Source organism: Phormidesmis sp. 146-20 (assembly GCF_052939475.1).
In genome coordinates, this window is sequence record NZ_JBJPHT010000003.1 from 178,106 (window position 1) to 191,313 (window position 13,208).

Annotated in this window: 12 protein-coding genes; 8 read left to right on the forward strand and 4 right to left on the reverse strand. The window is 49.7% G+C overall.

What is annotated here, in order from left to right; genetic code table 11:
• Positions 1-186 precede the first annotated feature (186 nt).
• Positions 187-2,805: a sugar phosphate nucleotidyltransferase gene (locus ACKFKH_RS04295; RefSeq protein WP_446857001.1), complete on the reverse strand. Its 2,619-nt coding sequence runs from the start codon at positions 2,803-2,805 to the stop codon at positions 187-189.
• Positions 2,806-3,117: 312 nt separating this feature from the next.
• Between ACKFKH_RS04295 and ACKFKH_RS04300 the strand changes: the two genes are divergently transcribed.
• The 5 genes from ACKFKH_RS04300 to ACKFKH_RS04320 all read left to right on the forward strand — a co-directional run bounded on the left by ACKFKH_RS04300 (position 3,118) and on the right by ACKFKH_RS04320 (position 6,060).
• On the forward strand, positions 3,118-3,294 hold the full coding sequence (locus ACKFKH_RS04300; protein ID WP_446857002.1) for a hypothetical protein: 177 nt from the start codon (positions 3,118-3,120) through the stop codon (positions 3,292-3,294).
• A 4-nt stretch (positions 3,295-3,298) separates the two neighbouring features.
• Positions 3,299-3,985: a class I SAM-dependent methyltransferase gene (locus ACKFKH_RS04305; protein ID WP_446857003.1), complete on the forward strand. Its 687-nt coding sequence runs from the start codon at positions 3,299-3,301 to the stop codon at positions 3,983-3,985.
• Positions 3,986-4,386: 401 nt separating this feature from the next.
• Positions 4,387-5,070 (forward strand): hypothetical protein, encoded by a 684-nt coding sequence (locus ACKFKH_RS04310; protein ID WP_446857004.1) that lies wholly within the window; start codon positions 4,387-4,389, stop codon positions 5,068-5,070.
• Positions 5,071-5,080: 10 nt separating this feature from the next.
• Positions 5,081-5,629, forward strand: a complete 549-nt coding sequence (locus tag ACKFKH_RS04315) for a hypothetical protein (RefSeq protein ID WP_446857005.1) — start codon at positions 5,081-5,083, stop codon at positions 5,627-5,629.
• Entirely contained in the window at positions 5,626-6,060 is a 435-nt protein-coding gene (locus tag ACKFKH_RS04320) for a HEPN domain-containing protein (RefSeq protein ID WP_446857006.1), read from the forward strand. Before ACKFKH_RS04315 ends, ACKFKH_RS04320 begins: the two co-directional genes overlap by 4 nt.
• A 23-nt stretch (positions 6,061-6,083) precedes the next feature.
• On the opposite strand, the gene ACKFKH_RS04325 is transcribed toward ACKFKH_RS04320, so the two are convergent.
• From ACKFKH_RS04325 to pheT, 3 genes are read right to left on the reverse strand one after another with little or no spacing between them, the layout of a single operon-like run.
• Complete coding sequence (locus tag ACKFKH_RS04325; protein WP_446857007.1) at positions 6,084-6,272, reverse strand: hypothetical protein; 189 nt, start codon at positions 6,270-6,272, stop codon at positions 6,084-6,086.
• Between the two features lie 21 nt (positions 6,273-6,293).
• A complete protein-coding gene (locus tag ACKFKH_RS04330) occupies positions 6,294-6,563 on the reverse strand; it encodes a YciI family protein (RefSeq protein ID WP_446857008.1) in 270 nt (89 codons plus the stop codon).
• 35 nt (positions 6,564-6,598) lie between these two features.
• Positions 6,599-9,091, reverse strand: a complete 2,493-nt coding sequence (gene pheT / locus ACKFKH_RS04335) for a phenylalanine--tRNA ligase subunit beta (protein ID WP_446857009.1) — start codon at positions 9,089-9,091, stop codon at positions 6,599-6,601.
• A gap of 657 nt (positions 9,092-9,748) precedes the next feature.
• Between pheT and ACKFKH_RS04340 the strand changes: the two genes are divergently transcribed.
• The 3 genes from ACKFKH_RS04340 (at position 9,749) to ACKFKH_RS04350 (ending at position 13,135) form a co-directional block, all read left to right on the forward strand.
• Positions 9,749-11,356, forward strand: coding sequence for a protein kinase domain-containing protein (locus ACKFKH_RS04340; protein ID WP_446857010.1), 1,608 nt, complete (start codon positions 9,749-9,751; stop codon positions 11,354-11,356).
• A gap of 399 nt (positions 11,357-11,755) precedes the next feature.
• Positions 11,756-12,418, forward strand: a complete 663-nt coding sequence (locus ACKFKH_RS04345; protein WP_446857011.1) for a TIGR00266 family protein — start codon at positions 11,756-11,758, stop codon at positions 12,416-12,418.
• A gap of 39 nt (positions 12,419-12,457) precedes the next feature.
• Complete coding sequence (locus ACKFKH_RS04350; protein WP_446857012.1) at positions 12,458-13,135, forward strand: TIGR00266 family protein; 678 nt, start codon at positions 12,458-12,460, stop codon at positions 13,133-13,135.
• Positions 13,136-13,208: the final 73 nt, after the last annotated feature.

Here is a 13,208-nt window from a genome sequence, read left to right on the forward strand (position 1 = left end):
TACTTCACTATAGTTTTGTCGAGATTTTATCTCCAGTTGCACTACTAACATATCAAAAACGACCTTCTTCCAGGTTCGGTCGAGCTACCGATTTGGGTTGAAATCTCCGTACAAGAAGGGATGAGGGATGAGGGATGAAAGAATTGCTTTGATAGATTCGTGGAGATTGGTTTTTGAAGTTTTTTCTCAAACTCGCTCGGCTCGGCGTTCATCGACTCCTTGTTCTTCGTAGACAAAATCTTGGACGCGCAGACGGTATTCTCGAAGGGTTTCATCGACCCAGCCGCGATCGTGGCTATTGGCATAAATGTGAATCAATGGCTCACCCGCATCGGGGAGAATCAGCACCCAACTATCATGCTGATGATTGAAAATCTTTACGCCGTCGATCAGTTCTAGATTTTCAACGGGATGGCTTTCGACCAAATGCCGCATCAGCGAGCCTTTCACCGTCCACGGGCAGCGCACAGAATAGGTTTTGTGAGAAATGCGGGGACACTCAGCGCGAATCTGAGCCAGAGTTCGCTCTTGGAGAGACAGCATCTCAATCAGTTTGGCAATGCAAAACATCGCGTCAAAGCCAGGATGCAGTTGAGGAAAGATGAATCCCATCTCGCCACTGCCACCCACAACCGTGTTGGAATTGGTGTGGCAGGTCTCCATCAAAGCGGTCGGGTTGGCTTTGGTTCTCAGCACTTTACCATCGTGGCGACGGGCAATCAGTTCCACCGCGCTGGACGCATGAACTGGAACGACCACCGTCCCTCTCGGATGCGCCGTCAACACCATATCGACCATCAAAGCCGTCAGCGTTTCACCCCGAATCGGATTGCCCGTCTCATCAACCAAAACAAGCTGCTCACCATTGGCTGAAACCTGCACTCCAAAAGTCGCTTTTAGCGCTTCGACCACATGCCCTAGCTGATTGAGCAAGCCTTCACGATCGGCTGCTGTCGGGGCGGTTTGTGTCAAACTTGCATTCAATACGACGGCATCACAGCCATATTTCGCTAACAGTTGGGGCAACACTGCACCAGACACCGCATAAGCATAATCGATCACGACTTTAGAACTGCTGTGCTGAATGGCTTGAGTATTCAGATGCTTCTCAAACCCTCGGCTGTAGAGGTCGATCGCTTGATTGACATTCACCACATTGCCAATTTCTTGAATTTGCGCCCGTCGAAAATCTTCTTTGAAGAATGCGCCTTCGATCTTCTTCTCGGCTCCTTTAGAAATATTGATACCTTTGCGATCGAAGAATTCAATCAATAAGTGATCCGAGCGATCGGGATGCACCCGCACATGAATGCCACCCACCACTTCCAGCGTCGGGACAATTGATCGCGCTACAGGAATCGAAGTCGCTTCCAGATTTTGCACACTCACGCCCACCGACATCAACCCGGCAATCAGCGATCGCGACACCATTCTCGAAATCGGACGCTGATCGCGAGAAACGGTCACCTGTAACCCTGGTTTCAAGGTCGAACCATACGCCGCCCCCAATTTCACCGCAAATTCTGGAATAATATCGACGTTTGCCAACCCCGAAACACCTCGCTGACCAAAGAGATTGCGATGAGCCGCATAGCCCCAAATTAAATTACTGTTGAGCGTGGCACCCGGTTCGACATGCTTGCTGGGCCAGATTCTCACATTGGGACTCACTTGAGACTCCTCACCTACACTCGACAGCGGGCCGACGACGGCTCCTTCCAAAACATGGGCGCGACGATCGACCCGTGACCCGCGCGCGATCACACAGGCCCGCAAATGCACTTCTTCGCCAATCATCACGCCATTCCAGATGATCGGACGCTTGAGGTCTGCGTCGGCTCCGATCGTCACATTGTCTCCGATCGCCGTTCCCGCTTCAATCTGAACTCTTTGCCCAATGCGGCAGTTGTTGCCAATAATGGCAGGCGTTTCGATATGGGCAGTTGGATCGATAAACGTGTTTTCTCCCACCCAGAGACCGGGCGATCGTTCTGGATACGGAAAGTTGAGCGTCACTTTTTGCCGCAGCCCGTCATATTGCGCTTCTCGATAAGCATCCAGATGACCCACATCGCACCAATATCCCTCGGCAATGTAGCCATACATAGGCTCATCTTTTTCGAGCATCAGGGGAAACAGATCTTTAGAAAAATCGGCTTCCTCATTGAAGGGCAGATAATCGAGAACTTCAGGTTCCAGAATGTAAATGCCCGTGTTGACCGTATCTGAGAAGATTTCGCTGGTCGAGGGCTTTTCTAAAAACCGCCGAATGCGATCGTTTTCGTCTGTGATTACGACCCCAAAGTCGATCGGATTGTGCACCCGCGTCAAAACCAATGTGGCTTTGGAGTGGTTGCGATGATGAAACTCAATGGCGGCCGTCAGATCAAAGTCTGTAATGCTGTCGCCACTGATCACCAAAAACGTCCCGTCTAGCAATTCTGCGACATTTTTGACACAGCCTGCCGTACCTAGGGGTTGGTCTTCTTCGACGGCGTAGGTCATCTGCACCCCAAACTCACTGCCATCTTGAAAATAGTCGCGCATCACATCCGGCAAATAGTGCAGCGTCGCGATAATTTCTCGAATCCGATGGCGCTTCAGTAAATTGATAATATGTTCTGCGATCGGGCGATTGAGAATCGGCACCATCGGTTTGGGCAGGTCACAGGTAAGGGGGCGGAGTCGCGTTCCTGATCCACCTGCCATCAACACTGCACGCATACGGTCTCCTTGCTGTTTGCTGTGGTTGCTCTCATCTGTGGGGGCACCCGCGACGATGTAATTAGACGAAATCGGGGGCATCAGGAAACGGGGAGCAATTCTCCTGACACTTGCCACACTAGCACTTTCCACGGTTGAGGGTCGGTGTCCTACGGATGCATCGTGTCAATTTTTCTCGATCAGCGTGTGTGAGAATTGTAAGAAGATTTCTTAATTTCCTTAATCTAATTTGAACGTGCGATCGTTTTCTCAGACAGTTCCGCTAACAATTCTTTAATCACGCCCCTGGATTGCTTCAATGAAATTGATTTGACCACCCATCGCCCGATCGATTGCTAGAATCTTGAGTAATCGCATCATTGCGGTGTTGTTTGTACGATCGAGGCTCAGGAAATGAAACTTTTACTGCTGGTTGCGTTGGTAGGCTATGCGTATGGCGCTTGGAAGTTTTGGAAAGGATTTCGGCGGACAAACTTTAACGAAGGTAAGCTATACCTATCGTTGTTGTGGCCGGTGTTGCTGATCAGCAAGTCCTATCGCCAAAACTTCACCAAAGCACTGAAAGGTTAGGCATTTGAAACAAGATCGATTTCAAGATTGGCAAACTCAAATTACGGCGGTTGCCGATCGCTTTAATCAAGACTACCGGGGAGAACCGTTTGATCTGCCAGATGAAGTCAAGGCGATGCCCATCTTTCTCGAACGGACTTCGGGCATTTTGCAGTCAAAAACGACTTCTCCCTTTTGGCAACTGGCAAAGCCGCAAAAAAATCAGCGCTGCCTGGATATTGGCTGTGGGGTGAGTTTTTTGATTTACCCCTGGCGAGACTGGGAGGCGTTTTTTTATGGGCAAGAAATCAGCACGATCGCCCGTGATCTTCTGGTTGCTAGAGGGCCACAGTTAAACTCCAAACTCTTCAAAGGTGTGACGCTGGGAGCCGCCCACGAACTGCACTACGAAGCAAATCAGTTTGATCTGGCGATCGCCACAGGATTTAGTTGTTACTACTCGATCGACTACTGGGAAACCGTCTTAACCGAAGTCAAGCGTGTTCTCAAACCCGGCGGCTCGTTTGTTTTTGACGTGCTAGATCCTGACATGCCCCTGGCTGAGAACTGGGCAATTTTGGAAACCTATCTCGGTACAGAAGTGTTTTTAGAACCGCTCACCGACTGGCGAAAAGCGATCCAATCCGTGGGCGGCAAAATCTCCAGAACGCTACCCGGCGAACTGTTTCAGCTTTACAAAGTGACCTTCTGAGTTTGGGAATGTGGACTTGATTGGAGTGGCGATCGCAGAACGTTCTGATTCCCCCTCAACTAAATTTTTCTCACACTGGGAAATGGCATTGATTCGGTAGTCAGACCTTTGGCAGTACACAATCTATCGAATCGTTATACCTTTAACGCACAACCCTGATTTCTGGATGGGTAGAAATGGTAATGCGACTATGACTAATCGATGTTAATTTGGTGGTTGAGCCAGAGAAAGCAGATACTTTCAAGTGGGCCATCCAATTACAGCATCTTTTGGATTAACTTGCGGTTAGGTCACCGCTAGAAGCAGCTATTTTTGAGCGGTGTAGAGCGGCTTTGAAATGTTTGGAGGGTCTAAAGTCGCTGTCACGGATCAAAAGTTAAAGACGAGATAACGAGAGTAATATGCCTGATTTGAACATTCCAGAAGAATACCTTCGAGGAGCTAAATCCCTGATTGACGTTGAGGATGAAGTCTTTAGGGCGATCCTGAATGCTATCAGTAAAGTTTCCCCCGCATCCAGCGTAGAGGCAGCGGCGATCGCGTTGGCGGCTGAAGTTAAGGAAATCGACCTCGAAAACTTGGAAGAGATTACTCAAATGGTTGTTTCCCTCCAAATGCATTTGAATGGAAGGGGGGGTGCGTTCATAGACAACCTTGTTATGACGCTAGAAACTGATCTTTTCGATTGTGAAGAGACTTCTGACTATTCCGATGATCAAGTAGCTCGGTTCAGAAGACGAATTCATGAACTACTGAGAGCAGGTGGGATCTTTAGAACCATTGCTAAGACATTGGAGTTACGTATTGAGAGTGAGCGAATTCTCGCGGATGCCCGTATCGTGACTGATGCTCGTCCGATTTTTCAGGATGAAGTAGAGCGGGGGATAGTTGCTATGTTTGCGACGCACACACTGAGAATTACGTATCGCGATGCGACAGGACAGAAAGAATTTTATACAGCGCTGGATCAATCCGGCTTAGATGTTCTTCTTGAGCAGATTCTGAGAGCTAAAGAGAAAACACAAGCGATCCGGTCTATGCTGGAAAAAGCAAGTATCCCTTATCTAGAGCCATACACAGACTGAGGATAAAGCTATGGTAACGAACAGAAACGCAAAGTATCCTCAAGTAAAAGGCGCGTCTAGAGGCGATCAATTTTTGTTCTGTGGGAAGGAAGAGGTCTTGCTGGCTGCAAGGAAGATCCCTAAATCTAGCGAGGCTGGCATTAGAGCGCTGTCAAAGCTGACAAACATAGGAGTTAGTCTAATTTCGATAGCTGAGAAAAGTTTGGCACTTCAGCAAGTCCCGCGCTCAAGGCTCAATCTTGCCAGTATTCTTGACAAATATTGGTTAGAAGACCGTAAAACTGTACTGGCATTCTTGAAAGAGCATCAGGATGTAGCTAATTTTTTAATTGAAGCTCATAAAAAGATTAGGGAGTACTTCTCTAGTAATCTTCTCAAATTGCGCGTTTCTCAAGATCCAGAAGATTCTCAGCTTAAACTGCTTGTTCTATCTGTTGTAGCGAAATCAGGTGAGGTCGAGCAGATTTACGAGAAATTTACCGCTTTAGAAGATGCAGTGTTTCTGAATGACTCTTTTGAGGTGAGTACTCACTTATGCATCAAATTGGATTTTGAATGAGCTTCGATTGGACAAGTTACTTAATCGTTGCAGAAGCGTCGTTTAGTGAGGCCGAATTATGTAGGGATGATCCAGCAAAATTGTTGCTTTGTGAAGCACAATATCGTTGCTGCGTTAGCAGATCCTACTACTCGGCTTTTTGCAGTGCAAGGAATTATCTAATCAATATTGAGAAGAATGTTGAACTTACTGAATGTAAGGATTCCAGCGTTCACGCAACAGTGATTCGTGTTTTTCAGGAAAAAGGAAAACGGAATGGAAATTGTCTGACGATTGCGAACATTCTCAAGCGGTTAAGGCTTGATCGCAATAGTGCAGACTACAACGATGAATGGAAGGAACTGAAGCCACTCTCGTCGCAGGCAAAAATCGTTCTCAAGGATGCGTTATGTGTATTGAAATTGTTGCAAAAGTTGTCAGAACTCATTTAGCAGAAGCCTTTTTGTAGCTGTTTTTAAAAAGCCAAAACAGCCATTTCTTTAACGTGAATTCGATGAGGTTTTTTTGCTTCGTTCTTCAGCGCTTCTGCCCCCCAACCCCCCAAAATTGGGGGACTTTTAGACAAGATTTTGGGTTCAAAGTCCCTCACTCGTGGGGGATTTAGGGGGCTGCCTGGATTCACAACCGCAGCGAAAGATTTCATCGAATTCACGTTTCTTTAGGCTTAGATCGCTTGAATCCATTCTTTTACGTCGTATTCTGTCCAGATGCCGTTTTGCCAGTAGGGGTCAGACTCGACTAACTGACGCACTGTTGCTTCATCGTTAGCTTCGTAGAGCGCAAAAACTTTGGTGACATCTTTGGTAGGCCCGATCGTCATCAACACTCCAGTTTCCTTTTGCTTCGCCAAGCCATCTAAATGAGCCTGACGGTAAGGCGATCGCTTTTCGAGAACATCCTCACAGTAGCTTCCCCACATCACATACTTGGGCATGGCTCTAATTCCTAACTTGATTCCTAACTTGATTCCTAACTTCTCAGTTCTACGCGAAATTTTTCGACTAGTGCTTCTCGGACTTTTTGATGCACTGGCTCGATATCTTCATCAGTGAGGGTGCGATCGTCCGATCGATACACCAACCGAAACGCCAAACTACGCTGTCCTTCTGGAACCCGATCGCCCCGATATTCATCAAACAGGGTCACCGATTCGAGCAGTTTGCCGCTGGCTTTGACCATTGATCGCTCCAGGTCAGCCACCAACACATCGGTAGACACGTAGAAAGCCAGATCGCGATCGGACGGCGGATAAGTCGAGTAAGGCTGAAAAATGGGAATTAGCGCTTCGTCTTGATCTAACTGGTCGATCGCCACATTCAAATCTAGCTGAAAGACGTAAACTTCATCGGGCAGATCGCGTTCTTGACGCAGTTGAGGATGGAGTTGTCCAAAGGTTCCCAATCGATTGCCCCGCACCCACAGAGAAGCTGTCCGACCCGGATGCAGGCGGGGATCACGGCGATCTGGCTGATATTCCACCGCCAATCCGACTCGCTTAAAGACCGCATCCAGCAAGCCTTTTGCCTCAAACCACGTCAAAGGCTGCTCGCGTCCACCTCGAACCCATTTGCCCTCCGTTGGGTCGCCCCCCAAAATCCCGGCGATGAATTCGGCTTCGGTCAATCCGTCTTCTTCACAAAAGAACACATGCCCCACTTCAAAACCATTCAGCGCCCCGTTGCCCTGCTCTAAGTTGTACTGAAAAGCGGTGATCAAGCCAGCAATCAAATCAGTCCGTAGAGCAGAATATTCGGTAAACAAGGGATTTGCCAGCACGACTTCTCGATCGGCTCCCGGCTTGCCCAGCGAGTAGTGAATTAGCTCCGTCAACCCTGCTCCTCTCAAAGCTTCGCGAAGTTTGCGGGTGATCACCTGTTCGATCGACAAAAATCCCGGTTCACTTTTGGCAGGCAACGTGTCACAAAAATTGTCGTAGCCATACAGCCGCGCAATCTCCTCGATCAGGTCAATCTCCCGCTCCAAATCTCGACTGCGGTAGGGCGGAACGGTGACATTCCAGACTTCCGGCTTATTTGTGGGAGCCAGTTGACAGCCCAGCGCCGTCAGGGTTTTCTCAATATCTTTGACCTGAAGATCGCCCAGCTCCTCTCCTAAATCCACCATGCCCAATACTTGATTGACGCGCTCTAGCCGCAGGGCGATCGTCCGAGTTTCATCCTGACGCGCATCGGCCTTTTCTTGAGCGACCACCGCTCCACCCGCGAGTTGTGTAATTAGCTGTAAAGCTCGACGACAGGCAGTTTCTAGCTCTGCCACATTGACTCCCCGTTCATACCGCGCCGATGCTTCCGTCCGCATCCCTTGAGAACGCGCCGATCGCCGAACGATCGCCGAATCAAACAAAGCCGCCTCCAGCATCAAATTCTGCGTTCCTTCGCCTACTTCGGTGTCGGCACCTCCCATCACACCCGCGAGGGCCACAGGGTGATTGTTTGCGGTGATTACCAGCGTTTGTTCTTGAAGCGTTCTGGTTTGTCCATCTAGCGTCTTCAGCGATTCACCCGACTGAGCAAACCGGACTCCAATTGCCAGCTTCTCACTTACTGCAACCGACATTAATCGATCGCCATCAAAGGCATGAAGCGGCTGTCCCCATTCCAACAGAATGTAGTTGGTCGCATCGACAACGTTACTGATCGGACGAATGCCTGCCGATTGAAGGCGCTGTTGTAGCCATAGAGGAGAAGGGGCAATTTTTACGCCCTCGATCGCCGTCCCAATATAAGTCGGGCAAGCCTGAGAATCTGAAACCTTGACCGCTAAATTGCCCCCAGATCGAATCGTCGGCTCCGCCGCTTCTGGAAGTCTCAGCGTGGCTCCCGTCAAAGCGGCCACTTCTCGCGCCACCCCAACCATACTCAACGCATCCGCCCGATTAGCAGTCGAAGTCAGATCGAGAATGACATCATCCAAACCTAATAAAGGACGCACATCGCTGCCAACGCTCAGGCTTTCTGCACCAGAGGTGTTCGCGTCCTCAAAAATGTGAATTCCCTCAGATTCCTTAGTCAGCCCCAACTCTGACAGCGAACAGATCATGCCCTCCGAGGCAACGCCCCGCAGCTTGGCTGGCTTGATCTTGAGATCAACTTTGGGTAAATAAGTGCCCAACGTCGCCACCGGGACATAAACGCCAGCCCGCACATTAGCCGCACCACAGACGATCGTAGACGGCGTTCCCGCTCCAATATCAACCTGACACACACTCAAGCGATCGGCATTGGGATGAGGATCTCGCTCCAGCACTTTACCGACGACGACCCCATTTGCCCAGGTGCGTCGGTCTTCAATCTCTTCGACCTCAAACCCCGCCATCGTCAGCCGATCCGCCAACGCCTCCGGAGTCAGAGAAATATCCACGAGTTCGCGCAGCCAGTTCAAAGAAATACGCATGTAGCTTGCTTTTGATGTGCCAATTTGACCGATGTCAATCTGAATCATTCTACCGCTCAAGGAGGGAGCAAAGCGGAATTTTGCAGACTCGTCCCGATCGATCTATTCATCCTCAGTCAGTTCTAAAGTGACGTTACTTTGTGAACTGTCAAGCCTCGATTATTTAAAGCGGAGCAAAATAAAAAGACCTCATTAAATTTGCTGACATCCTTCCAAAATAGACCTCTGCTTTTGAGCCAGCCCTATTGAAAATAAAGTCAACTTTCTCTAACCGTGCGGAAATTCGCTTGAGTGGAAGTATTCATTAATAGATGACGGAAGCAAGTGATCGAATGAGGAGCACGATCGTCGCCCAGACTGCCAGAACGACACAACTTTAACCTGTGTTATCTAGGTGACTTTCTGCTCCTAGCGATTGCCTTTAAGATCTCTAATTACCAAAAACCAGCCAATCACTGGAGGAAAGTTCGCGGTATGGTTGTTTGCAGACCCTAAATTTCTGGGTATTCTCTATGATTAGGAGTCTTCCTAAAGATGGAAATCTGAATATCGTCAAATCCTCACGACCTAAATCACCAGCAAGCAACTTTAGCAATTCTTCAAAGATTTGCGGCACAATTCACACTACTTTATATCGTCCATGCCCAGATAATAAGGGTAGGGTAGCAATATCCCAGTAGTCACCACCAACACGGGTAATGCCGAATGAGCTACTGCCTGAATCCACTCTGTTCCCATCCTGAAAATCTACTCCACGCTGAACTGTGTCAGGCTTGTGGTTCAAAGCTATTGCTCCGCGATCGCTATCGAATTCTACATGCATTGGGTCAGGGCGGCTTTGGGGCTACTTTTTTGGCGCGGGACGAATCTTTGCCCGGACAGCCTAACTGCGTGATCAAGCAATTGCGCCCGACGGCGACGGCTCCCCATGTGTTGGAAATGGCACGAGAACTCTTTCAGCGAGAAGCCGAAACCCTGGGTAGAATTGGCAATCATCCCCAGATCCCTCGCCTGCTTGACTATTTTGATGCCAGCCAAGAATTTTATCTAGTTCAAGAATATATTAGTGGGGCAACCCTTCAGCAAGAGATTAAGCGATCGGGACAGCCTTTTAGTGAAGCTGGGGTCAAGCAGTTTCTCAGCGAACTTTTGCCTGTTCTGCAATATATTCATAGCCATCAAGTCATTCACCGTGACATCAAGCCTGCCAATCTGATTCGGCGATCGCACGATTGTAAACTTGTCCTCATCGACTTTGGAGCCGTCAAAAATCAGGTCAACGCCGCCTCTGCAAGTCTCTCTGAACAGACTGCTTTGACTTCTTACGCGATCGGCACTCCTGGTTTTGCCCCACCGGAGCAGATGGCGATGCGTCCGGTCTATGCCAGTGATATCTACGCGCTTGGTGTTACCTGCATTTATCTACTCACCGGAAAGTCGCCCAAGGATTTGGATTACGACCCCGCAACGGGTGAACTCGTCTGGCAAAAGCAAGTGCAAGTCAGCGATCACTTTGCCAGTGTCTTAAAGAAAATGCTGGAAGTCTCGGTGCGTCACCGCTATCAAAACGCCAATGATATCTTTCGGGCGCTGGATTTGGAGCCGTATCTCGACAGCCTCGCCAACAGCATGAATAGCGTCAATCCCAGACCCGGACACCGGGGGATTGAGCGATCGGAGCCTGACTCCCAGCCTTCTTCCTCGCCGGCCGCTCGTGCTGCGATGGCCATCCGCGCTCGACAAAGCCGCACTGAATCGACTAGTTTGCAGTCGGGTGCTGCTCGCAATCGGGTCATGGCCGCCAAGCCTTCGGGCATGGGCACCAAAAATCGCGACTCTAGCGGGCGGACGGGCACCTCTGGAGAACAGACAAAAGCGCCTCAAAAGCTGGATTCTCAGAGCCTACAAAGCTACTACAGCAAGGGCAAGCGCGATTTTGCCTCCTATGATCTGGCAGCGCTGATTTTGCCACGGGTCAACTTATCAGGAGCGGTCTTTCATCAGGGAAACTTGAGCCGGGTCAACCTGCAAGGGGCAAACCTGTTGGGCACAGACTTTGGGCGGGCAAACCTCGGTCGAGCCAATTTGCGAGATGCCAATATGATTAAGGCTTATCTTAATAATGCTGATTTAGAAGGAGCCGATCTGCGGGGGGCCGATCTCAGTGGTGCCTATCTGCTCAATGCCAACCTGCGGGGAGCCAATCTTTGTGGGGCTAATCTGACTGGGGCAAAGCTCACCCCCGAACAGTTGGCGATGGCTCGAACGAATTGGATGACGGTCAGACCGTCTGGAAAGCGGGGGATTTGGTAGGGATGAGGGCGAACTTTGTTCTGTTGCACGAGGAAGTATCCCTCTTGAATCACTTTGGAGCAGGGTGGTTTCGTACACCAAAAGGAAACCCGGAAGCCTGATTGTTCAGTCTCTGCGAACACTTTGTGGCGCGTAGCGTTCGCAACTTTGAGCGAACCTCAACGAAGGAATCAAAAATCCTCACTATTTTTTCCTTGTATGAAACCACCCTGGGGAGAAGGGTTGGGATGAGGGCGAATTAGTTGCACATCGCAAAGGCATCCTAAAAAAGAAGGTCTGATCTTCTGCAAATTTATGCGGAACGATCGCCCCTTTTCTGGTTGCTATCAACAGTCGTGATCAGTGCAAGCGATCGGGGCACACTGACGACAAAATAACCTTCATCGCAGGGAAATCGCTGTGAGATACGATATCCGCTACAAGCCCGCTTTTGCTGCTGTCTTTGTCACGCTCAACCCTGGAGAAAGCCTGACCGCAGAATCAGGAGCCATGGCCAGTATGGCAGCCCAATTGTCAATGCAAACTGAGTTTTCGGGTGGCTTGATTCCAGCCCTGGTCAGAAAGTTTTTTGGGGGCGAGTCTTTGTTTGTCAACAAGTTTACCAATCCCACTCAAAAGCCTCTGGAATTGGTGCTAACGCAGTCGATGATCGGCGACATGCTGGCTTTAGAACTGAAAGGCCGCGAAATTTGCTTTCAACCCGGTGCCTATATTGCCCATGCCGGAGGCGTAAAAATGAGCGTACATTGGGCAGGGTTTTCAAGTTGGCTGGCGGGTGAGGGATTGTTCAAACTCAAGTTGAGCGGCAACGGACTCGTTTTCTTTGGAGCCTACGGCGGTCTGACCAAACAGCAGGTCAAAGGTGATTTTATTGTCGATTCGGGGCATCTCGTGGCATACAACCCTGGCATTCAAATGAAAGTCGGCTTATCAGGTGGTCTGATTGGCTCCGTCACCTCTGGAGAAGGGCTGGTGAATCGGCTCTCTGGACAAGGAGAAATCTACCTTCAATCTCGCAGTATTGGCGGGCTGGTGCGGTTTTTGCGAACTAAAGTGCGTTAGCAATTCGTGTCTGATCGACCCACACATTTAAGGAAACCCATGCAAGTCGAAGTTTTACATCAACCCGATAGTTCGATCGCCAAAATTGATCTCGACCCTCAAGAAGAACTGGTCGCCGAAGCCGGATCAATGGTTGCCATGAGCGGATTTCTCAACGTCAGCACCACGCTCAGAAAGGGCAAAGGCGGCGGACTGTTGGGCGGACTCAAACGGATGGTGGCCGGCGAGTCGCTATTTTTGAGCGTGTTTCGATCAGGCACCAGCACAGGTGAAGTTTATCTAGCCCCCAAGCTAATTGGCGACATTCTCCCCTACCAACTCACCTCCACCGGATTGATCGTGCAATCAACAGGCTACCTCGCCAGCACACCTGGAGTCGATATAGAACTGGGATTCCAAGGCTTCAAGTCCGTCTTTTCGGGCGAGTCAATTTTCTGGCTCAACGTCACAGGTCAGGGGTTAATTCTCCTCAGCTCGTTTGGCGGCATCTACGAAATCGAAGTCGATGGCGAATACATTGTCGATACCGGTCACATCGTCGCCTTTGAGCAAAGCCTAAACTTCTCCATTACCAGAGTCAACAAAAGCTGGCTAGGCACCCTGATGGGCGGAGAAGGTCTAGTCTGTCGCTTTCAAGGCAAAGGTCGCCTCTTCTGCCAAACCCACAACCCCGGCGCATTTGGACGCACGATCGGCAGTCAGCTACCCGCCCGCTAATCAACCTACGTTCTTCCTCATCCCTCATCCCTCATCCCTCATCCCTCATCCCTCATCCCTCATCCCTCATCCC